Source organism: Halobacterium sp. NMX12-1, from assembly GCF_040435975.1.
Classification (GTDB): domain Archaea; phylum Halobacteriota; class Halobacteria; order Halobacteriales; family Halobacteriaceae; genus Halobacterium; species Halobacterium hubeiense.
Window position 1 is genome coordinate 207,636 of record NZ_CP159204.1, and the last position, 18,966, is coordinate 226,601.

The window sequence follows — 18,966 nt, forward strand, 5'->3', positions numbered from 1 at the left end:
GTGGGTAACGGCGCTTTTTCCCCAAGTTTTTGCGAACGAGGACGGCGGAGCCGTCCGAGTGTAGCAAAAAGTGGGTTACTGGAAGTCGGCGAGCGTCGGTGCGTCCCGGTCGCCCGGGAAGTCCTCGAAGGGCGCGGTGGTCTGGTCGCCGCTCTCCATGTCTTTGACGGTGACTTCGCCGTTCGCGAGGTCCTGTTCGCCGACGATGACGACCGTCTCGGCGCCGATGCTGTCGGCGTAGTTCATCTGCGCGCCGAAGCTCCGGTCGGCGACGTCGCTCTCGACGACGTGGCCGCGAGCGCGGAGGTCGCTGGCGACGCGCGCTGCCTCTGCCTCCGTGTCGCCGACCTGCAGGACGTAGTAGTCCGTCGCGAGGTCGCCCTCCGAGCGGACGCCCGCGCGCTCCAGCAGGAGGTTCAGGGGCGCGTGCCCGGGCGCGACGCCGACCGCGGGCGTGGGCTGGCCGCCGAAGGACTCGATGAGGTCGTCGTAGCGGCCGCCGCCGAACACGGAGCGCCCGATGTCGCCGGTGGCGTCGAAGCACTCGAAGACGACGCCCGTGTAGTAGTCCAGCCCGCGGGCCGTCGTCAGCGAAATCTCGCAGTACTCGCGCACGCCGAGGTTCTCGGCGGCGTCCAGCACGGCGCGGAGGTTCTCGACGGCGTCCGCGACGCGCTCGGTGCCCGCGAACTCGACGAGCGCGTCGAGGTCGTCGCCCGCGAGCAGGTCGTCGAAGCGCTCGGCCTGGTCGTAGGAGAGGCCGGCCGCCGCGAGGCCGTCGAGGTACTCCGCGCGCTCGATTTTCGCGCGCTTGTCCACGACGCGGATGGCCTCCTCGGTGTCCACGTCGGCGTCGAAGGCGTTCAGGAGGCCGCCGAGGATGTCGCGGTGGGAGACGCGGAACTCGAAGTCCTCGCCCGTGAGACCGAGACTCGTGAGGCCGTCGGCGGCCACGGCGAGCACTTCGGCGTCAGCGCGCGGGTCGCTGGAGCCGAAGATGTCCACGTTCGTCTGGTAGAACTCCCGGAAGCGGCCCTGCTGGGGCTCCTCGTAGCGCCAGAACGCGCGCGTCGAGTACCACTTGATGGGCTTCGAGAGCTCCTGCTGTTTCGCGACGACCATGCGCGCGACCGTCGGCGTCAGCTCGGGCGTGAGCGCGACGTCGCGGCCGCCCTGGTCGGTAAAGGAGTAGAGCTCGTCGACGATGCCCTCGCCGGACTTGTCGACGTACATCTGCGTGCCCTCCAGCGCCGGCGTCCCGATTTCCCGGAAGCCGTAGCGGCGCGCCGCGTCCTCGACGGCGTCCATCGCCTCGCGGCGCGGCCCCATCTCCTCGGGGTAGAAGTCGCGGAATCCCTTGAGTCGGTCGTACATACCCCGTGGTTCGCCCGACGCGCGCTTGAAAGCTTCCGTTCGCGGGGACGCTACGCGGCAATCAGGCCGACGCCGACCACCGCGAGGACGGCGGCGCCGAGCCGCCGGCGCAAGCCGGGTTCACCGAGGAGCACGCAGCCGAGCAGGACGGCGACGATGGCCTGCCCGTTGACGAGCGTCGAGGCGATGCTGGCGGGCGCGCTGGCGAACGCGAGCGCGGTCACGTGCTCTGCGACTGCGACGCCGGCGCCGGTCACCGCGAACTTCCCGAGGAACGGCCGGATGCCGGTCGCGGGCCAGCGGCGGAGCGCGAGCGGGAGCACGACGGCGGCGACGCCCGCGAGGTACACCGGCACCCAGAGCCGCGTCGGGAACGTGAACCCGTCGAGGACGACCCGGCGGCCGACGTCGCTGACGGCGAACAGCGCCGCGGAGACGAGCGCGAGCTGGGCGGCCCGCGAGTGGACGGCGCGCCGGAACGGTTCGAGGACGTCCCCGCCCTCGTAGTTCGCGAGGTAGACCGCGGTGGTGGCGACGACGATGCCGGCGACCGCCGTCGGTTCGAGGTACGCGCCGAGCACGAACACCTCGATGGGCACGACGAACACGGGGACGATTTTCGCGATGGGCGCGACGTAGGAGACGTCGCCGACGGCCAGCGCCTGCACGGAGACGACGAACGCGAGCGCGCCGAAGACGACGGTGCCGGCGAACACCGCAATCGACCACGCGTCCATCGGCGGGAACGCCGGCAGTCCCTCACTACCGGTCGCGACGGCGAACGGGAGGTACCACGCGATGGCCGCCGCGTTCACGAACACCGTGAGGACCGCGCCGTGGACGCCGACGAAGTAGCGCTTCAGGACGAAGAGGTACGTCCCCCACAGGCCCGCGGCGGCGAGCGCGTAGAGTAGCCCGGACTCCATTCACGCGAACGGAATCCGCGACGGGAGAAGAGTGGTTCGATTGCGGGCCGCTACTCGCGGAGGCCGTGGACGTACGTCTGGTCGTGGTCGGGGAACACCTCGCGGATGGCGTCCTCGCCGTGTTCGGCGCGGAGCATCGCGCGCAGTTCGGCCTCGTAGTCGGCGCGCGGAATCTCCTCGCTGGGACCGACTTCGACGTCGAGTTCGGCGTCCACGAGGCGGTCGACCGCGCTCCGGCCGAAGCCCGCCAGCGGCGAGAGGTAGTCCACGTCGTGGCGGTCTTCGAGGCTCTGCGCTTGCGCCCGCGAGACCGTGGGCACGCGGTCGTCGCGACGCGTGCCGTCGGCGACGGCGTCGAAGTCGAGGGCGGCGACGGCTTCCAGCGCCTCCTCGTGGACGTGCTGGATGCCGTTGCGCGGGTAGCCGTCCTCGCGCATCCGCTCGACGGCCTCCTCGGCGACCTCGCGGTCGAGTTCCAGCGCGCGGAACTCGAAGCCCGCGGCGTCGGCCGCCCGCTCGGCGTGCTCGTGCTCGTCGGTGACGCCGAAGTGCGCGGTGACCAGCGTCACGTCGTAGAAGCGGTCGACGAGCAGCGCCGCCAGCGTGGAGTCCTTCCCGCCGCTGTAGAGCAAGCCCAGCCGCATCGCCTACCGGCGGTTGATGTTGAAGCTCTGGGAGTCGGGCTTGAGTTCGCGGAGCAGGTCTTTCATCTGCTCCTCGTCGATCTGGTCCTGCAGGCGGCCGGACTGCGCGAGCGCGAGAATCTGCTGTTCGGCCTGCTCGGCGAACTCCGGCTTGCTCATCTTGATCGTGTTCAGGCGCTTGCGCGCGCCGTCGGTGAGGTGCTGTTTGAGCAGCGCCTGCTTCTGCTGTTCGGCCTGCTCGCGTTGGGCCTGCTGGGCCGCCTCCCGGTCGCCGCCGCCCTGCTGCTGTTGCTGCTGCTTGAGCTGTTCTTTCTTCTGCTGGCGCAGTTCCTCGAGCCGGTCGTCGTCCGGGCTCCCACTCATACGCGAACAGTAGTCGGCGAATCCGGATAATTCTGACGCAACGGGGTGGTAGCGCCGCGGCTACGCGGCCGGAAACGGCGGAGAAACGGGAGCGTTACGCGTAGCGTTCGAGCTCGGGGCGGTCGAGGTTCTCGATGACGTCGCCGGCCGTCTCGTCGAGGAGGCTGCGGCCCTCGGCGGTGACGACGCGGCCGCGGTCGTGTTGCTGCTCGACGAGGTCCTCGTCTTCGAGCTGCTGGAGCGCGGTGCGGACGATGTTCCGGGAGCTGGACGTGCTCGACGGCGGGGAGACGCCGTAGCGGTTGGAGCCGTCGGTAGTGTCGCCGTAGGCCGTCGCGAGGCGCTTGACGCCGATGGGGCCGTCGACGGCGACCTTCCGGAGGAGGCTGGCGGCGCGGCGCGCCCAGAAGTCCTCCTGTTCGGGGGGGAGTTCGCGGCCGACGCCGGTCTTCGCGAACTGCGCCCAGTCGGGTTCGTCGAGTCGGTCTTCGAGCTCGCTCGCGAGCTCGTCGACGAGCTCGTCAGCGGGAGCGTCGTAGAGGGTTGCCATTGGGCGGAATTCACGTCGGATTCGTTTAAAGCCATCGTTAGGGACTCGCGCGGCGTCGTCGGGCCCTCGGACCACCGGCCGCGAGCGCGAGCGCTGACGCATCCGGGGCGTTTTAGGCCGGGACTGCGAACCCGAGGGCATGAACGAACGGGCGGCCCTCGACGTGGTCGGCGGACTCGTCGCGGGCGCCGGCGACGACGCCGCGGTCGTCGACGACATGGTGTTCACCATCGACATGCTCCACGAGACGACCGACTTCCCCGCCGGCACCACCCGGTACACGGCGGGCTGGCGGTCGGTGGGCGCGTCGCTGTCGGACGTCGCCGCGATGGGCGCGGACGCGACGGCGGCGGTCGGCGTCTACGGCGCGCCCGACTTCGACGAGGACGGTCTGCGCGCGTACGTGGAGGGCGCGCTGGACGTCTGCGAGGCCGTGGGCGCGGAGTACGTCGGCGGCGACTTGGACGGCCACGACGAGTTCACGGTGGCGACGGCGGCCATCGGACGCACCGACGACCCGGTCCGCCGAGACGGCGCGAGTCCGGGGGACGCGCTCGTCGTGACGGGGACGCTCGGACGGACCGCCGCCGCGATGGAACGCTTCGATTCCGGAGACGTCGAGCGGGCGAACGAACTGTTCCGGTTCGAGCCGCGCGTCCGAGCGGGCCGCGCGCTCGCCGGCCACGCGACCGCGATGATGGACTCCAGCGACGGACTGGCGCGCTCGCTCCACCAGCTCGCGGAAGCCAGCGACTGCGGGTTCGCGGTGGACGGCGACAGCGTCCCCGTGGCCGAGGAACTCCGCGACGTTGTCGAGGACCCCCTCGATACCGCCGTGACGTACGGCGAGGACTTCGAACTCGTGGCGACTGTCCCCGAGAGCGCCGTCGGAGTGGTGCGTGCGGAGAGCGACGTCCCCCTTTCTATCGTCGGGGAGGTCACAGCGTCGGGCGTCACGCTGGACGGCGAGCCGCTGGCGGACCGCGGCTGGACGCACTAACCGACGATTTCGATGGGGACGGGCATGAAGCAGAGCGCGCCGAGGACGAACGTGAGTACGCCGACGGCGACCCGGCGCGCGTCCAGCGACGAGTCGTCCACGGGGTCGACGCCGCCCGCGAACGTGATGACAGTCGCGATGACGCCCCAGACGACCCAGATGCCCGCGGTGTCGCCGGCGTCCGCAACGAACCACTGGTAGCCCGCGAGCGCGAACAGCGCCGTCGGCACGAGCGGGGCGACGCGGTCGGCGTGCTCGCCGACCAGCGACCGGAGGACGTGGCCGCCGTCGAGCTGGCCGACCGGGATGAGGTTCAGGAACGTGACGAACATCCCGATCCAGCCGCCCATCACGACCGGACTGATGGACTTCGAGGGGTCGCTGTACGAGAGGGGTTCGCCGAGGACGGCGGCGATGGCCTGCAGCAGCGGCGGGTACGCGAACTGGACTTCGACCGCGGACGCGGAGTTGACGATTTCCGGCGGCACCGTCACGGGCGGCAACAGGAGGCCGACTGCGGAGACGGCGACGGCGGCGACCAGACCAGCCAGCGGGCCGGCGGCGCCGATGTCGAAGAGGGCTTTCCGGGAGGGAATCCGGCCGCGCATCCGGATGACCGCGCCCATCGTCCCGAACAGAGACGGGAACGGGATGAAGTACGGGAGGGAGGCGTCGACGTCGTGGTAGCGGCTCATCGCGTAGTGGCCGAACTCGTGGACGGCGAGCACGCCGACGACCGCGACCGTGAACGGGAGCGCCTGCACGACTTCGGGAGAGAACGGGTCCACGTAGTACCAGTTGGCGCCGACGAACAGCGTCGACGCGATGGTCGCGACGAACAGCGCGACGTTCGTCCACGGGACGCCGCCGTCGTCGGCGGCGTCGTGGGGTTCCGCGACGAGGACGAGTTCGCCGGTGCGGCGCGCGAGCCGGACCTCGTAGCCGCGCTCGCGGAACGCCGGCCAGACGGTCTCCATGAGGGTCTCGCGGTCGGTCTCGGGGTCGCCGAAGTAGAGCACGCGGCCGTCGTCGCGGCGGACCTCGTAGACGTCGAAGACCGACGCGAACGAATCCGGGCTCGGGGCGCCGTCGGGCGGCTGTGCCGACATCACCGGTGCTTACCGTTCCAGCGGTTTAAGCACTTAGTCGCCGACACGCGCGGCTACCGGGCGTGAAAATCGAAGGGGGAGGCTGCGGTGTTCAGGGCGGGCGATGCGAGCGCAGCGGGGTTACGCGGACTGCACGCGCCACGTGGTGGCGCTCGTGTACGACCACTTCTCGACTTCGAGATCGGTCGCGGACTTCGAGAGCTTCACCATGAGCGCGCCGATTTCCTTCGGGGAGAGGTCCACGTCGTCGGCGATGAACTTGCTCTTGAAGTACACCTCGCCGTCGTCGGCCTTCTCGCGGAGGTACGCCTTGAGCCGCGTTTCCTTGTCCTGCGGTTCGTCGGCGTCGGTGGAGGGGGATTGGGTTGCGCTCATCTTCGATTGGGCCTACCGGCTCCGGGAGGTTATAAAGGGGTGAACGTTCGGGCAGATTCGGGCGATTTCAGCCGTAAATCGAGATTCGCCGACGTTTCACGAACGTTCGAGAATCCGCGAGACATTTTATCGCGCTATTAGAATTGTTATTTCACTCAGTTCGTTGCGGATTCAACGTCGGACGAGCGGCGTCCGAAATCCGCTGCGGAACCGCGGGTAGGCGGCGACAACAGCGGTTGAACGGGCGGCGCGCGCCGACAGCTACTGCTCGTGCTTCCAGAACTCGTCCTCGACGGTGACCTCCTTCTTGAAAATCGGGACCTCCTCCTTGAGTCGGTCGATGCCGTCCGAGACCGCCTCGAAGGCCTCGCCGCGGTGGCCCGCCAGCACCGCCACGAAGACGATGTCCTCGCCGGCCTCGACGCGGCCGACGCGGTGGTGGAGGCGGACGTCGAGGACGCCGTCGCGGGCTTCCAGCTCCTCGCGGATGGTCCGAGTGCGCTCGGCGGCCACGGCGTCGTACTTCTCGAAGGTCAGCGACTCCGTCCACTCGTCGTCCTCGTCTTCGAGCGCGCGGACGCGGCCCGTGAACGTCGCGATGGCGCCGGAGTAGTCCGCGCGCGGCGAGCGCTTCAGCTCCGCGACCAGCGAGGCCAGCGTCTCGAAGGGCTCGGCGGCCTCGACGGCGTCCACGGCAGCGTCGAGGTCCGGGGTCTCGGGGTCGAGGCGGAGTGCGGGGTCCTCGACGGTGGCGTCCCCGACGGCAATCTGGGGGACGCGGGCGTCCGGGAAGCCGACGAGCAGCGCGTAGTCGTGGTCGCGGGCGAGGTCGTCGAGCAGGTCGTCGGGCGAGCGGTCCGCGCCCGCGCCCGTCCAGCCGTCGCCGACGGTGTACGTGGTTCGTTCCGTGGTGTCGGGGTCGCCGGCGCGAACGACGCCGACGCGGCCGCGCTCTGCGAGACGGTCGGCGAGTCGGTCCGCGACGCCGTCGGCGCCGTCGCCGACGATGCCGTGTAGTTGCATACTCGAACGTGGGGGTGCTCGCGGTTTGTAGGTGTCGCCAGCTACCGCGCTCGCCACCACCGCCAGCCAACCGACAGCCCAGCGAGAAAGAGGAGGAGGGCGACCACGTTGAGCACGTCGTCGTAGGGCGGCGAGAGCAGGTCGCCGAGCTGGAGCAGCGAGTACGCCAGCCAGAGGAGCCCGACGGCCGTCAGCGCGAGCGTCCGCAGCGGCGGCAGCGAGCCGAACCGGTAGCGCCACGCGGTCGCGAACAGCACCAGCAGCCACGCCAGCGTCAGGAGGACCGCGGGGTCCGTGACCGAGACCATACCGTGGGTAGGCGTGCCGCCCGGATAACGGTTCGTCGCGGTCGCAGACGCTGCTCTGCAGTTGACAACCCTTAAGGACGCAACAGGGCTATCACGGTGTAGTATGCGTGTCGTTGTTTCTATCGGCGGGAGCGTCCTCGCGCCCGACCTCGCCCACGAGCGGGTCGAGGAGCACGCCGCCGCCATCGAAGAACTCGCCGACGCCGGCTGCGAAGTCGGAGCCGTCGTCGGCGGCGGGGGTGTCGCGCGGGACTACATCACGACGGCGCGGGCGCTCGGCGCCAACGAAATCGAACTGGACGACATCGGCGTCGACGTCACGCGCCTGAACGCCCGCCTGCTCATCGCGGCGCTCGACGGGATGGCGGCGCCCAGTCCCGCTGAGAGCTACGAGAAGGCCGGCGAGGCGATTCGCCGCGGCGACGTCGCGGTGATGGGCGGCGTGGTCGCCGGGCAGACCACGGACGCGGTCAGCGCGGCGCTGGCGGAGTACACTGACGCCGACCTGCTGCTGTACGCGACCAGCGTCCCGGGCGTGTTCAGCGCCGACCCCAACGAGGAGGCCGACGCCGAGCGCTTCGACGAGATGACCGCGGGCGAGCTCGTGGACATCATCGCGGACATCGAGATGAACGCGGGGTCGTCGGCGCCCGTGGACCTGCTCGCCGCGAAGCTCATCGAGCGCTCGGGCGTCCGCACCATCGTCCTCGACGGCACCGACCCCTCCCGCATCGTGGACGCCGTGCTGTACGGCGAACACGACGGGACGGACATCATCCCCGAGGGCACCGCCGACCAGATGACCTACTGGGCGGACGAGAAGTAGCGATGCACCCCGACGACGACCCCTACATTCTCGGCGACGAACGCGGCTTCTGGGCGGACACCGCGGCCGACCGCGTGCTCGACCGCGACCCCGAGGAGCCAATCGTCATCAAGGGCGGCATCTCGCCGTCGGGCGTCCCGCACCTCGGGAACATGAACGAAATCGTCCGCGGCTACTTCGTCGCGGAAGTGCTCCGGGAGCGCGGCTACGACGTCCGGCAGATTTTCACCAGCGACGACCGCGACCCGCTCCGCAAGCTCCCGCGGAAGCTCGCGGACCTCGACGGCGACCTCGTCGATTTGGGGGACGTGAACGCGGGCGCGCTCGGGCAGAATCTCGGTGCGCCCTACACGGCGATTCCCGACCCGTTCGGGTGCTGTGAGTCCTACGGCGCGCACTTCTCGAATCTCATCGAGGAGTCCGCGGAGCTGCTGGGCATCGACGTGGAGATGGTGTCGAACACCGAGCTGTACGAGGACGGCGACCTCGAAGCAGTCACGGAGTTCCTCCTCGAAAACCGGGAGAACGCTCGCGAGGTGCTCGGCGAGTACCAGGAGAAAGTCGACGCCGACTACGTCCCGTTCCGGCCCATCTGCGAGAACTGCGGCCACGTCACCGAGACCGACGCCGTCACCGACATCGACCTCGACGAGGGCGTCGTCCACTACGAGTGCAGCGACGTCGAGGCTGGCGACCGCACCATCGAGGGCTGCGGGCACGAGGGCACCGCGAGCCTGCGCGACGGGAAGCTCCCGTGGCGCTTCGAGTGGCCCGCGCAGTGGCAGGTGCTGGGCGTGGACTTCGAGCCGTTCGGCAAAGACCACGCCGAGGGCTCGTGGCCGTCCGGGACGGACGTCGCGCGCAACGTCCTCGACGACGAACCCCCGGTGCCGATGGTGTACGAGTGGTTCACGCTCGACGGCGAGCCGTTCTCCTCCTCGGAGGGCCACGTCGTCCTCGTGCAGGACGTGCTCCGGCTCCTGGAGCCGGAAGTGGTGCGGTTCTTCTTCAGCAAGGACCCCCAGCGAGCGCGGGACTTCTCCGTCGAACGCCTCGACCAACTGGTCGACGAGTTCGACCGCATGGAAGCCGTCTACTTCGGGGAAATCGACGCCGACGAGGACGAACGCGAGCGCGCCGAACGCGTCTACCCCCTCGTCGTGGACGAGCCCCGCAAAGAGCGCATCCGCATCCCGTACACGTTCGCGGCCGTGCTCGGGATGACCGACGACCCCGCGCTCCGCGAGGAAATCGCACGGCGCGAGGGACACATCCCCGAGGACGCCCCCGACTGGGCAATCGACGCCGCGCTGGAACGCGTCGAGCGCGCCCGCGAGTGGGCACGCCGCACGGACAACGAGTTCAACTACAGCCTCGCGCGCACGGAGATTCCCGACCACGACTTCGACGCCGCCACCGAGGAAGCCCTCGACGAGCTCGCGGACTTCCTCGAAGCCGAGGAGCCCGACGGCGACGAGCTACAGGGCGAAATCTACGAGACCGCCAAGCGCCACGACGTCGACATCGGCGCGTTCTTCTCCGCGGGCTACCGGCTGTTCTTCGACGAGGACCAGGGCCCGAAGCTCGGGCCGTTCCTCGCGAAGCTCGACCGCGAGTTCGTGCTCGGGCGGCTGCGCCGCCGGCGCTGACCCCTTCGGATACCCAACGGCTTTTGCCGCGCGGCCCCTGAATCTCGGGTAATGGATATCTGGACGGTTCTCGGCGTCGCCCTGCTGGCGTACTGGGCCGGCGTGTCGTGGGCGAAGGCCCGCAACCTCCTGCCGTCGTTCGTCTCCGCGACCGGGCCGGTGCTCACCCTCCACACGAAGCGCGGGAAGCGGCTACTGGCGTGGGCCGCGACCCCCAAGCGGTTCTGGCGCGCGTGGGGGAACTTCGGGCTCGGCGTCGCGCTCGTCGTCGCCGCCGGCACGCTGTTCATGCTGGTCACGTCCGCGGCGCAGACGCTCGCGAACCCGCCCGCGCCCACCGCGGTGAACCAGCCGCGGAACGCGCTGGTCATCCCGGGCGTCAGCGACTTCATGCCGCTGTCGGTCGCCCCCGAAATCGTCGCGGGGCTGTTCATCGGGATGGTCGTCCACGAGTTCGGCCACGGCCTGATGTGCTACGTCGAGGACATCGACGTGGACTCGATGGGCGCGGTACTGCTCGCGGTGCTTCCCATCGGCGCGTTCGTCCAGCCCGACGAGGAGAGCCAGCGCCGCGCCGACCGCGGGTCGCAGGCGCGCATGTTCGCGGCGGGCGTGACGAACAACTTCCTCGTGGTCGTCGTGGCGTTCGCACTCCTGTTCGGCCCGGTCGCGGGCGCGGTCGGCGTCGCCAGCGGCGGACTGGTCGGCGACGTCCACGACGACTCGGCGGCCGCCGCGGCCGGCGTCGGCGCGGGCGACCGCGTCACCGCGGTCGGCGGCGTCCCGGTCGCGAACAACACGGAGTTCCAGCGGGCGCTCGACGACGCCGAGAGCCGCGAGGTCACGGTGACGCTGGCCGGCGGCAACGAAGTGCGCGTCGACCGCCACCTCCTCGTGACCGGCGTCGCCACCGACTCGCCGGTGGCCGCGCTCGGAACGGGGAGCGTCCTCGCGGAAGTCAACGGCACGGCGGTCTACACGCAGCGCGGGCTCGAAGCCGCCGTCGAGAACCGGACGGTCGCGACCTTCGAGACGGCCAACGGGTCGAGTGTCACCGCGCCCGCCGGCGCCTTCGTCACCGTCGTCCCCGACACGCCCGCGGACGCCGCCGGCCTCCCCGCGGAGGGGAACGCCATCGTGACGCGAATCGACGACGAGCGCGTCACCAGCGGCAGCGACATGGGCGACGCCCTCGACGCACACGACCCCGGCGAGACGGTGACCGTCGAGGCCTTCGTGAACGGGACCGTCGATACGTACGACGTCGTGCTCGGCGAGCAGAGCGACGGCTCCAGTTACTTCGGCGGCGTCATCGCCACCGGCGTCAGCGGCCTCTCCGCGTCAGGGTTCGGCGCGCAACTGTACCCCGCCGACGCGTTCCTCTCGCTGGCCTCCGGGGACGTCGAGGGGACGGGGCTGGGACTGCTGCTCGGGGGCGGCGCCAGCGGCCTCGTCGGGTTCCTGCAGGGCATCGCGGCCGCGCTGTTCCTCCCGCTTCTGAGCATCATCGACCCGTCGCTGGCGTTCAACTTCCCCGGGTTCGCGGGCGTGAACACGAGCTTCTACGTCGCCGCCGGGCCGCTGCCGGACGCGGTGGTGTTCGTCGTTGCGAACGTCCTGCTGTGGACCGGGTGGATAAACCTCAACCTCGCCTTCTTCAACTGCATCCCCGCGTTCCCGCTGGACGGCGGCCACCTGCTGCGGACGGTCGCGGAAGCGGTCACCTCGCGGCTCCCCATCGGCGACCGGCGAGCGGTCACCCGCGCCATCACCACGAGCATCGGGCTGACGATGCTCGCGGCGCTGGTCGTGATGTTCTTCGGCCCGCAGCTACTGGGCTAGTCGTCGAGGCCCATCCGGTCGGCGAACTCCTCGGGCGTGTCCTCGACGCGCTCGAACTCCTCGAAGTAGTACTCGTGGTGGCGGATGAGCTGCTCGGCGATCCACGCCGAGAACGCCTCGTCGAAGCGCCACCCCTCGCCCTCCTCGGGGTTGTCCACGTCGAAGCGCTCGTCGGTCGCCAGCACCGCGAACACGTGGTAGAACCCGAGGATGACGTCCGTCACGTCGTCGGCGGTCTGCCCGACCTCCTCGCGCTTCTCCGCGAGCTTCTCGCGGCCCGCCTCCGTTATCTCGAAGTACTTGCGGTCGGGCTCGTCCTCGACCTCGATGCGCTCGGCGTACCCCTCCTCCTCGAACTTGTAGAGGATGGGGTAGACGGAGCCGTAGGAGGGCTCCCAGTGGCCGCCGCTGAGGTCGCCGATCTCCTTGAGAATCTCGTACCCGTAGCGCGGGCGTTCCTCCAGCAGTTCCAACACGAGATACGAGACGAGCCCTTTCGGCGGACCGCTCTTGCGCATTCACGCGGACGTTCCGCGGTTCGCCGGGAAAACGTTTCGGTCGCGGCCATCCCTCCGTTTTCCGGGCGTTAACGCGGCCAGCGGGTCCGCCGACAGGACTGGTTAGGAAAACCCTTCTACGGCGAATCCCAACACGCGAACATGGCAGACGCTCCACCGACCGACGAGGGTTGGTTCGTGCTCCACGACTTCTACACCGTGGACTGGGACGCGTGGCGGGACGCCCCCGAACGGGACCGCGACGCGGCCCTCGACGAGGCCGAGTCGTTCCTCGCGCACCGCGAGGCGCTCGCGGACGCCGACGAGGGCGACTCCGCGGTGTTCTCCATCACCGGGCAGGACGCCGACCTCATGTTCGTCCACTTCCGCGAGTCGCTGGACGAACTCGACCGCATCCAGCGCTCGTTCGAGCAGACGGCGTTCGCGGCGTACACGGAGCGCGCGCACTCCTACGTCTCCGTCGTCGAGATCTCGGGGTACACCGCGCCCGACTACTTCGAGGACCCCGAGAGCGTGGACGCGGGCCTCCGGCAGTACTTCGAGAGCAAGCTCACGCCGGAGATTCCCGAGGACACGTACGTCTCCTTCTACCCGATGAGCAAGCGCCGCCAGCCCGAGCAGAACTGGTACGACCTGCCGCTGGAGGAGCGCGCGGAGATGATGGAGGTCCACGGCGAACTCGGCAAGCAGTACGCCGGGCGGGTCAGCCAGGTCATCGCGTCCTCCGTGGGCCTCGACGACTGGGAGTGGGGCGTGACGCTGTTCGCGGACGACCTCACGGACATCAAGGACATCGTCTACGAGATGCGCTTCGACGAGGTCTCCGCGAAGTACGGCGAGTTCGGCGAGTTCTTCGTCGGCCGCCGCTTCCCGCCGAGCGACCTCCCCGCGTTCATGGACGGCGCCGAAGTCCCGACGCCCGAAGACGAGGGCCACGCGCACGGCCACGGCGAGAGCGGGCACGCGCACGGTGAAGGCGGCCACGGCCACGAACACGGTGACAGTCACGGCCACGACGACGGCCACGAACACGGCGACGGCCACCACGACCACGGCGACGAGGAGGAGAGCGACGGCATCCGCGGCGAACTCGAAGACCTCGACATCTACGCGGGTCAGCCCCACGGCGAGGACGTCTACGCGACGGTCCTCTACTCGGAGGCCGACACCGACGAGCTGTTCGAAGAAGTCGAGGGCCTGCGCGGGAACTTCGACCACTACGACACGCACGTCAAGACCGCCGTCTACGACGGCCGCAAGACGGACCGCGCCGCCGTCGTCTCCATCTGGGACACCGCCAGCGCCGCCGACACCGCCGCCGGCTTCCTCTCCGAGCTCCCCGAGGTCGTCTCCCGCGCCGGCGAGGAGTCCGGCTTCGGCACGATGGGGATGTTCTACGAGACCAAGCCCGAACACACCGACGACTTCGTCGAGAAGTTCGATACTGTGGCGGACGTCCTCGCGGAGATGGACGGCCACTTCGAGACCGACCTCATGGTGAACGTCGAAGACGAGAACGACATGTTCATCGCCAGCCAGTGGGCGTCCAAGGAGGACGCGATGAGCTTCTTCCGCAGCGACGACTTCGCCGACACCGTCGACTGGGGCCGCGACGTGCTCGCGGACCGGCCGCGGCACGTGTTCCTAGCCTAAATTTTTCGAGGAGGGTGCGCTCCGCGCACCCTCCTCCAAAAAGTCAGATAAAAAGACCGCGCTCACTCCGTTCGCGCGGGGAATCGCCTCGCTACGCTCGGCGAATGCATCATTCACAGTAGTCGCCAGTACTGTTTCTTTATTCAGAGTAAAGAGTGGAACTCCCGTTAAGTGCAGACTGCCCCTCTATCAATATTTAACATAGCCCCCTTCTATTGTTTTTCTGTGCCGAAGTCTGATGACGAAATCAACCGTCTCGGGACGCAGATGATGATTTTGGGTACACAGGTCAGTTTACTTGGTCTCGCTATTGCTCACTACTTCAATCCAGTTGTCGGGCTCACGGTTTTCGCGTCCGGATTCCTCGGAACTATTGGTGTATTCATAGATACTGAGTAGGCGAGTTCGCTCAATCCGTACACTCACTTACCAATTCATCCACTCCAGTTTCAGTCCCCCTCCGAAATGAAGAAAAAGGACTAGCAACGACTGCTAAAATCGACTCGCGAAGCGAGGGCTGGCTGCTTCAGTCCGCGGAGCCGATGAGGCCGGCTTCCTGCAGGTCCTCGCCGTCGACGCTCGTGCGGTAGTCCTCGTGGCTCATGCCGTCGAAACGGTCCACGCCGAAGTTGTCCTCGTAGAGGTCCGCGACGCGCTCGCGCTCCTCGTCGCTGAGCGCGGGCGTCTCGGGCGCAGCCGCCCACTCGTCGATGTCTTCTTTCGAGCGGAACGTCGGGGTGACGGTCGCGACCTCGTCGAAGCTCAGGAGCCACTGGATGGCGGCCTGCCCGAGCGTGCGGTCGCCATTCCGTTCGAGGAAGCGGAGGGCTTCGACCTTCTCCCAGCCCGTCTCGTACCACTCGTCGGGGCGGAAGCCGCGGTGGTCGCCCTCGCCGAGTTCGGTGTCGGGGGTGACCTGCTCGTTCAGGAGGCCCGAGGAGTGCGGGACGCGCGGAATCAGGGAGGTCGCGGCGTCCTGCTCGCGGACGTACTCCACGAAGTGGTTGTGGACGTCCTGTTCGAGGACGTTGCCGACGTACTGCACGGAGTCGAACGCCTCCTCGATTGCCGTCTCGCCCTCCGCAAGCCAGCCGATGGAGGGGCCGAGCGCGACGCCGATGGCGTCCGCGCGGCCGTCCTCGCGGAGTTCGTCCAGCAGTTCGACGACGTCCGGGGTGAGTTCGGCGACGTCCGGGTTGTGGAGCTGGAGCACGTCCACGTGGTCGACGCCGAGGCGGTCCATGGACTTCTCGACGGCGTCCCGGAGGTACTCGACGGTCATCTCCTTCGGGAGTTCGCCGTGGCCCGCCTGCGGGTTGTTGTAGAAGTCGTAGCCGACCTTCGTCGCGACGGTCATCTCGTCGCCGCGCTCGTCGAGGACCTTCCCGAGCAGTTCCTCGCTGCGGCCGTGGCCGTAGACGTCGCCCGTGTCGAAGTACGTGATGCCCTGGTCGAGCGCGTACTCGACCATCTCAAGTGCGTCGTCCTCGTCGCGGTCGCCCCACCAGTCGGTGCCGACGACCCACGCGCCGAATCCGACTTCGCTGACCTCGACGCCGGAGTTCCCGAGTTCGCGATGTTGCATACGCGCCAGTTGGGGCGACGCCCACTTAGCGGGTGCGGTTCCGGTGGGGGTTCCCAATAGACGAACTCGACCTTTATGCCGGCTCGCAGCCGGGTTCCGTGGTGGTTCCGGGGCTTGCCGTCGGGACGGAAACCAATATCAGTGCCCACGGCCGAGTAGGGGTATGACCAAGCGCCACGTCTCCCTCCCGGACGACGCGGAGGCGACCCTCCGCGGGTTCGTCTCGGAGGTGGACGACCGACTCGCGGCCGCGAGCGGACCCGAGGAACTCGCGGACGCCGTCACGGAGACGCTCGTGGACCTCCACGGCGCCCGCGACGCCTACGAGAGCTGGCAGAACGACGAGCACGTCTCCCCGACCGAGGCCGCGCGGCTGGCGAACTTCGACCCCCGGAACGCCACGCTCGAATCCGAGTACTACGCCGAGAAGGACGAGGACGCGTTCGCGCGCTCGAAGCCCCTGCAGTGGCTGTGGCGGCAGTTCGACAACACGCCGCTGGCGGACAACGTGGAGTTCGCGCTGCGCTTCCGCCGGATGCTCGCCGGCCACCTCTTCGAGAGCGTCGGCGACGGCGTCCGCCTGTTCAAGGGCATCTCGATGACGTACGGCCACAACATCGAGCTGGGGGACAACGTCGTCGTCCACGACGACGTCCACCTCGACGACCGCGGCGAACTCACCGTCGGGGACCGCGCGAGCGTCAGCGACGGCGTCCACGTCTACACGCACGACCACGACGTCGTCGACCAAACGCACGTCGACAACTACCGCACGGTCATCGGCGACGACGCGCGCGTGACGCAGGGCGCGCTCGTCCGCGCCGGCGTCCGCGTCGGCGAGAACGCCATCGTCGGGTCGCGGGCGGTCGTCCAGAACGACGTCCCCGACCACCACATCGCGGTCGGGATGCCCGCCAAGAGCATCAAGGTCAAGCCCGGCTGGGAGTCCGTCGCCGAACCAATCGAGGACGCGGGCGAGAACCGACAGGAACAACGCCGCATCGACTACGACCTCCCCGACGACCTCGACGCGTTCGACGAGTTCCAGCGCGACCTGCACCCGCCGGACGCCTGATTCTCCCGCGCTGGAACGGGCGAAGGGCTGAATAGGCTCGCTGTGCTACGGTCACACATGGAATGGGGGTTGTTCGTGGTCGCGGTGCTGGTCGTGGCGGCCCTACAGTTCGCCGTGTGGCGACGCCTCCAGAGCGAGGACGCCGGCGCGCCCGACTCCCCGGGCGTCGGCGATGGCGCCTCACCCGCCGACGTCTCGTCCTCGACGACTGACGACGCCACGAGCCTGCTGTGTCCGTCCTGTGGCGCGGAGAACGACGCCAGCTATCGGTTCTGCCGCGAGTGCGTCGCGCAGCTACAGCCGTGACGCGCGCGGTCGCCATCAACGTCGCGGCGAACACGAACCAGCCGGGGTTCCGCGGGCCGCTGCGCGCGGACGGCTCGTTCGTCTACGTTCCGATTCCCGAGAGCGAACCGACCAGCGAGCCCGCGCCGACGTACGCGGACCTCGACCTCCCCATCGAGATTCCCGACGACCTCCGCGAGACGCCGGTCCACCTCGACCCCTCGTTCGCGGCGTACCCGTGCTGCGAGCGCTACACGTACGGCGACCCGCACGGCCTGAAAGCCCGCCCGCTGTTGGACCTCGACGCCGGCGACCGCGTCTACTTCTACGCGACCCTCGACGCCCCCGACGAGCCGACGCCGTGGATGGCCGACGACTGGGGAACCTACGTCATCGGCGACTTCGAACTCGCGCGCGACCCCGTGACCGGCGAGGAGTTCGAGGGCCTGCCCGAATCGGAGCGCGCGGCGTTCGCGGGGAACGCCCACCTGAAGCGCGACCCCATCGACGCCGACGTGCTGCTGGCGGGCACCGACGACTCGCGGCTCTACGACTACGCCGTCCCGCTGAGCGGCGCGCGCGGCGTCGACGCCAACCGAGCGGTCACGGAGTGGTCCGGCGACTCCGGGAAGGGGCCGTGGTGGCGGCGGCCGCTGCGCTACGACGACGCCGGCCACGAGCGCCTCCGCGAGTGGGTCCAGCGGGAGTCGTACCCGCCGGTTCGCTGACGTTTACGTGGCTGGCCCGCGAACACTGGGGTATGCTGGAACTGTACCAGTCGGAAGGCTGCCCGCACTGCGCGAAAGTCCGCGAGAAGCTCTCGGAGCTCGGCGTCTCCTACGTCACCCACAACCCCCGACTCCCGGGTGGCGCGGGCGGCGACGTCACGAACGAACAGACCTACGAGGAACTCCAGAACGGCGGCGAGGACCAGATTCCGTACCTCGTGGACACCGCCCGCGAGGAAGCCCTCTACGAGAGCGACGACATCGTCGAGTACCTCGACGAGCACTACGCCTGACGCCACGCTGCCCGCAGTGGGAGGCCGGACAACGCCGATAGATTCATCGCCGTCACCCTAAGCCGGCGCCGCCGTACGCGCCCGCTTCCGCCTCCATCTCTCGCTCCCGCTTGCCGCCGCCGTTCCCGCCGGGCGGGTCGCGGTGCTGGCCCCAAAGGTACAGCAAGTAGACGACTGTCAGGACCGCGACGGCGGCGAGCAGGTCCGTGAGCAGCGCCGGGCCGTTGAGCCACCACGAGCCCGCGGCGCCGACGACACTCGTCAGGAGGGCCCAGCGGGTCCACGTCGGCGGGTCGAACTCCTCGTCTGACTCGCTCACGTCGCCGGCTTCACTGCGAGACGGAATAGCACTTTTGCCTGTTCGAGGGCCGCGAGAAGCGTGCCGGCAGCGGGCAATTCCCTCGCGACTTCACGATGCCACGAACGGACAGCGACAGAGCAGTCGCTGTCCGGTTCGAGTCAGAGAGGAGTGTGCTGGCCGGGAGCGAGCAGTCCACACGACTGCGAGCATCGGAAGACGCTGCGTGTCTTCCGGGAATTGAACCGGAATCAGACGGTCACCCTCGCTTCGCTCGGGTGCTGCGACGGATAGGGTTCAATTCCCTCGCGCATTCACAACGGTACGAACAGCCAGCGACAGAGTCGTCGCTGTTCGGGTCGAGTCATCAGAGGAGTGCGCTGGCCGGGAATTGAACCCGGGCTATGAGCTTGGGAAGCTCATGTCCTACCACTAGACCACCAGCGCTCGCGTCTGCGATTACCTTGCCGTCCCACTTGAACGTAGCGTTTCGGTGGAGTGGACGCGCGTCCACGAATCCCAGGGGTGGAGTGGGTTTTAGT

At 68.8% G+C, this 18,966-nt stretch carries 22 protein-coding genes and 1 tRNA gene; 10 read left to right on the forward strand and 13 right to left on the reverse strand.

Annotation, left to right across the window (positions count from 1 at the left end; translation table 11 throughout):
• Positions 1-75: 75 nt before the first annotated feature.
• The 5 genes from hisS to ABSL23_RS02530 all read right to left on the reverse strand — a co-directional run bounded on the left by hisS (position 76) and on the right by ABSL23_RS02530 (position 3,857).
• Positions 76-1,374 carry a histidine--tRNA ligase gene (hisS, locus tag ABSL23_RS02510; protein ID WP_353634630.1) on the reverse strand — a complete coding sequence of 433 codons (1,299 nt, stop codon included), beginning with the start codon at positions 1,372-1,374 and terminating at the stop codon, positions 76-78.
• Positions 1,375-1,424: 50 nt separating this feature from the next.
• Positions 1,425-2,300 carry an EamA family transporter gene (locus ABSL23_RS02515; RefSeq protein WP_059057663.1) on the reverse strand — a complete coding sequence of 292 codons (876 nt, stop codon included), beginning with the start codon at positions 2,298-2,300 and terminating at the stop codon, positions 1,425-1,427.
• Between the two features lie 50 nt (positions 2,301-2,350).
• Positions 2,351-2,944 carry an asparagine synthase-related protein gene (locus ABSL23_RS02520; RefSeq protein ID WP_059057664.1) on the reverse strand — a complete coding sequence of 198 codons (594 nt, stop codon included), beginning with the start codon at positions 2,942-2,944 and terminating at the stop codon, positions 2,351-2,353.
• Between the two features lie 3 nt (positions 2,945-2,947).
• Positions 2,948-3,307: a DNA-binding protein gene (locus ABSL23_RS02525; RefSeq protein ID WP_059057665.1), complete on the reverse strand. Its 360-nt coding sequence runs from the start codon at positions 3,305-3,307 to the stop codon at positions 2,948-2,950.
• Between the two features lie 94 nt (positions 3,308-3,401).
• A complete protein-coding gene (locus ABSL23_RS02530; protein WP_059057666.1) occupies positions 3,402-3,857 on the reverse strand; it encodes a 30S ribosomal protein S19e in 456 nt (151 codons plus the stop codon).
• 139 nt (positions 3,858-3,996) lie between these two features.
• Here ABSL23_RS02530 and thiL point away from each other — a divergent pair, with 139 nt between their 5' ends.
• Positions 3,997-4,857: a thiamine-phosphate kinase gene (thiL, locus tag ABSL23_RS02535; RefSeq protein ID WP_353634631.1), complete on the forward strand. Its 861-nt coding sequence runs from the start codon at positions 3,997-3,999 to the stop codon at positions 4,855-4,857.
• On the opposite strand, the gene ABSL23_RS02540 is transcribed toward thiL, so the two are convergent.
• The 4 genes from ABSL23_RS02540 to ABSL23_RS02555 all read right to left on the reverse strand — a co-directional run bounded on the left by ABSL23_RS02540 (position 4,854) and on the right by ABSL23_RS02555 (position 7,672).
• Entirely contained in the window at positions 4,854-5,966 is a 1,113-nt protein-coding gene (locus tag ABSL23_RS02540) for a site-2 protease family protein (RefSeq protein ID WP_059057668.1), read from the reverse strand. The genes thiL and ABSL23_RS02540 overlap by 4 nt on opposite strands.
• A gap of 120 nt (positions 5,967-6,086) precedes the next feature.
• Entirely contained in the window at positions 6,087-6,341 is a 255-nt protein-coding gene (locus tag ABSL23_RS02545) for a hypothetical protein (RefSeq protein ID WP_059057669.1), read from the reverse strand.
• 261 nt (positions 6,342-6,602) lie between these two features.
• On the reverse strand, positions 6,603-7,364 hold the full coding sequence (locus ABSL23_RS02550; RefSeq protein WP_353634632.1) for a molybdopterin synthase: 762 nt from the start codon (positions 7,362-7,364) through the stop codon (positions 6,603-6,605).
• Positions 7,365-7,405: 41 nt separating this feature from the next.
• Positions 7,406-7,672, reverse strand: coding sequence for a hypothetical protein (locus ABSL23_RS02555; protein ID WP_059057671.1), 267 nt, complete (start codon positions 7,670-7,672; stop codon positions 7,406-7,408).
• 103 nt (positions 7,673-7,775) lie between these two features.
• Between ABSL23_RS02555 and pyrH the strand changes: the two genes are divergently transcribed.
• The 3 genes from pyrH to ABSL23_RS02570 are packed head-to-tail and all read left to right on the forward strand — an operon-like array spanning position 7,776 to position 11,989.
• Positions 7,776-8,498, forward strand: a complete 723-nt coding sequence (pyrH, locus tag ABSL23_RS02560) for a UMP kinase (protein WP_059057672.1) — start codon at positions 7,776-7,778, stop codon at positions 8,496-8,498.
• Positions 8,499-8,500: 2 nt separating this feature from the next.
• The gene (lysS, locus tag ABSL23_RS02565; protein ID WP_059057673.1) at positions 8,501-10,147 is read left to right on the forward strand and encodes a lysine--tRNA ligase; all 1,647 of its coding nucleotides are present in this window, start codon (positions 8,501-8,503) and stop codon (positions 10,145-10,147) included.
• Between the two features lie 51 nt (positions 10,148-10,198).
• The gene (locus ABSL23_RS02570) at positions 10,199-11,989 is read left to right on the forward strand and encodes a site-2 protease family protein (protein WP_353634633.1); all 1,791 of its coding nucleotides are present in this window, start codon (positions 10,199-10,201) and stop codon (positions 11,987-11,989) included.
• Here the strand turns inward: ABSL23_RS02570 and ABSL23_RS02575 are convergent.
• Positions 11,986-12,507 (reverse strand): PadR family transcriptional regulator, encoded by a 522-nt coding sequence (locus ABSL23_RS02575; protein WP_059057675.1) that lies wholly within the window; start codon positions 12,505-12,507, stop codon positions 11,986-11,988. The two genes, ABSL23_RS02570 and ABSL23_RS02575, sit on opposite strands and share 4 nt — an antisense overlap.
• A 141-nt stretch (positions 12,508-12,648) precedes the next feature.
• Here ABSL23_RS02575 and ABSL23_RS02580 point away from each other — a divergent pair, with 141 nt between their 5' ends.
• Positions 12,649-14,160 (forward strand): heme-binding protein, encoded by a 1,512-nt coding sequence (locus ABSL23_RS02580; protein WP_353634634.1) that lies wholly within the window; start codon positions 12,649-12,651, stop codon positions 14,158-14,160.
• A 225-nt stretch (positions 14,161-14,385) separates the two neighbouring features.
• A complete protein-coding gene (locus ABSL23_RS02585; protein ID WP_157533998.1) occupies positions 14,386-14,559 on the forward strand; it encodes a hypothetical protein in 174 nt (57 codons plus the stop codon).
• A gap of 127 nt (positions 14,560-14,686) precedes the next feature.
• Here ABSL23_RS02585 and ABSL23_RS02590 read toward each other — a convergent pair whose 3' ends face one another.
• Complete coding sequence (locus tag ABSL23_RS02590) at positions 14,687-15,745, reverse strand: aldo/keto reductase (RefSeq protein ID WP_059057677.1); 1,059 nt, start codon at positions 15,743-15,745, stop codon at positions 14,687-14,689.
• A gap of 163 nt (positions 15,746-15,908) precedes the next feature.
• Between ABSL23_RS02590 and ABSL23_RS02595 the strand changes: the two genes are divergently transcribed.
• From ABSL23_RS02595 to ABSL23_RS02610, 4 genes are read left to right on the forward strand one after another with little or no spacing between them, the layout of a single operon-like run.
• The gene (locus ABSL23_RS02595; RefSeq protein ID WP_059057678.1) at positions 15,909-16,820 is read left to right on the forward strand and encodes an acyltransferase; all 912 of its coding nucleotides are present in this window, start codon (positions 15,909-15,911) and stop codon (positions 16,818-16,820) included.
• A gap of 57 nt (positions 16,821-16,877) precedes the next feature.
• Positions 16,878-17,126, forward strand: a complete 249-nt coding sequence (locus tag ABSL23_RS02600; RefSeq protein ID WP_353634635.1) for a zinc ribbon domain-containing protein — start codon at positions 16,878-16,880, stop codon at positions 17,124-17,126.
• Positions 17,123-17,833 carry a hypothetical protein gene (locus ABSL23_RS02605; RefSeq protein WP_353634636.1) on the forward strand — a complete coding sequence of 237 codons (711 nt, stop codon included), beginning with the start codon at positions 17,123-17,125 and terminating at the stop codon, positions 17,831-17,833. Before ABSL23_RS02600 ends, ABSL23_RS02605 begins: the two co-directional genes overlap by 4 nt.
• 32 nt (positions 17,834-17,865) lie before the next feature.
• Positions 17,866-18,126: a glutathione S-transferase N-terminal domain-containing protein gene (locus ABSL23_RS02610; protein WP_059057681.1), complete on the forward strand. Its 261-nt coding sequence runs from the start codon at positions 17,866-17,868 to the stop codon at positions 18,124-18,126.
• A 52-nt stretch (positions 18,127-18,178) separates the two neighbouring features.
• On the opposite strand, the gene ABSL23_RS02615 is transcribed toward ABSL23_RS02610, so the two are convergent.
• Both ABSL23_RS02615 and ABSL23_RS02620 read right to left on the reverse strand, forming a co-directional pair.
• Positions 18,179-18,445: a hypothetical protein gene (locus tag ABSL23_RS02615; RefSeq protein WP_059057682.1), complete on the reverse strand. Its 267-nt coding sequence runs from the start codon at positions 18,443-18,445 to the stop codon at positions 18,179-18,181.
• 355 nt (positions 18,446-18,800) lie between these two features.
• A tRNA-Gly gene (locus ABSL23_RS02620) sits at positions 18,801-18,871 on the reverse strand.
• Positions 18,872-18,966: the final 95 nt, after the last annotated feature.

Coding starts and splice junctions, on each gene's coding strand:
- hisS (WP_353634630.1), bottom strand. CDS start 1,374: ATGTACGACCGACTCAAGGGATTCCGCGACTTCTACCCCGAGGAGATG.
- ABSL23_RS02515 (WP_059057663.1), bottom strand. CDS start 2,300: ATGGAGTCCGGGCTACTCTACGCGCTCGCCGCCGCGGGCCTGTGGGGG.
- ABSL23_RS02520 (WP_059057664.1), bottom strand. CDS start 2,944: ATGCGGCTGGGCTTGCTCTACAGCGGCGGGAAGGACTCCACGCTGGCG.
- ABSL23_RS02525 (WP_059057665.1), bottom strand. CDS start 3,307: ATGAGTGGGAGCCCGGACGACGACCGGCTCGAGGAACTGCGCCAGCAG.
- ABSL23_RS02530 (WP_059057666.1), bottom strand. CDS start 3,857: ATGGCAACCCTCTACGACGCTCCCGCTGACGAGCTCGTCGACGAGCTC.
- thiL (WP_353634631.1), top strand. CDS start 3,997: ATGAACGAACGGGCGGCCCTCGACGTGGTCGGCGGACTCGTCGCGGGC.
- ABSL23_RS02540 (WP_059057668.1), bottom strand. CDS start 5,966: ATGTCGGCACAGCCGCCCGACGGCGCCCCGAGCCCGGATTCGTTCGCG.
- ABSL23_RS02545 (WP_059057669.1), bottom strand. CDS start 6,341: ATGAGCGCAACCCAATCCCCCTCCACCGACGCCGACGAACCGCAGGAC.
- ABSL23_RS02550 (WP_353634632.1), bottom strand. CDS start 7,364: ATGCAACTACACGGCATCGTCGGCGACGGCGCCGACGGCGTCGCGGAC.
- ABSL23_RS02555 (WP_059057671.1), bottom strand. CDS start 7,672: ATGGTCTCGGTCACGGACCCCGCGGTCCTCCTGACGCTGGCGTGGCTG.
- pyrH (WP_059057672.1), top strand. CDS start 7,776: ATGCGTGTCGTTGTTTCTATCGGCGGGAGCGTCCTCGCGCCCGACCTC.
- lysS (WP_059057673.1), top strand. CDS start 8,501: ATGCACCCCGACGACGACCCCTACATTCTCGGCGACGAACGCGGCTTC.
- ABSL23_RS02570 (WP_353634633.1), top strand. CDS start 10,199: ATGGATATCTGGACGGTTCTCGGCGTCGCCCTGCTGGCGTACTGGGCC.
- ABSL23_RS02575 (WP_059057675.1), bottom strand. CDS start 12,507: ATGCGCAAGAGCGGTCCGCCGAAAGGGCTCGTCTCGTATCTCGTGTTG.
- ABSL23_RS02580 (WP_353634634.1), top strand. CDS start 12,649: ATGGCAGACGCTCCACCGACCGACGAGGGTTGGTTCGTGCTCCACGAC.
- ABSL23_RS02590 (WP_059057677.1), bottom strand. CDS start 15,745: ATGCAACATCGCGAACTCGGGAACTCCGGCGTCGAGGTCAGCGAAGTC.
- ABSL23_RS02595 (WP_059057678.1), top strand. CDS start 15,909: ATGACCAAGCGCCACGTCTCCCTCCCGGACGACGCGGAGGCGACCCTC.
- ABSL23_RS02600 (WP_353634635.1), top strand. CDS start 16,878: ATGGAATGGGGGTTGTTCGTGGTCGCGGTGCTGGTCGTGGCGGCCCTA.
- ABSL23_RS02610 (WP_059057681.1), top strand. CDS start 17,866: ATGCTGGAACTGTACCAGTCGGAAGGCTGCCCGCACTGCGCGAAAGTC.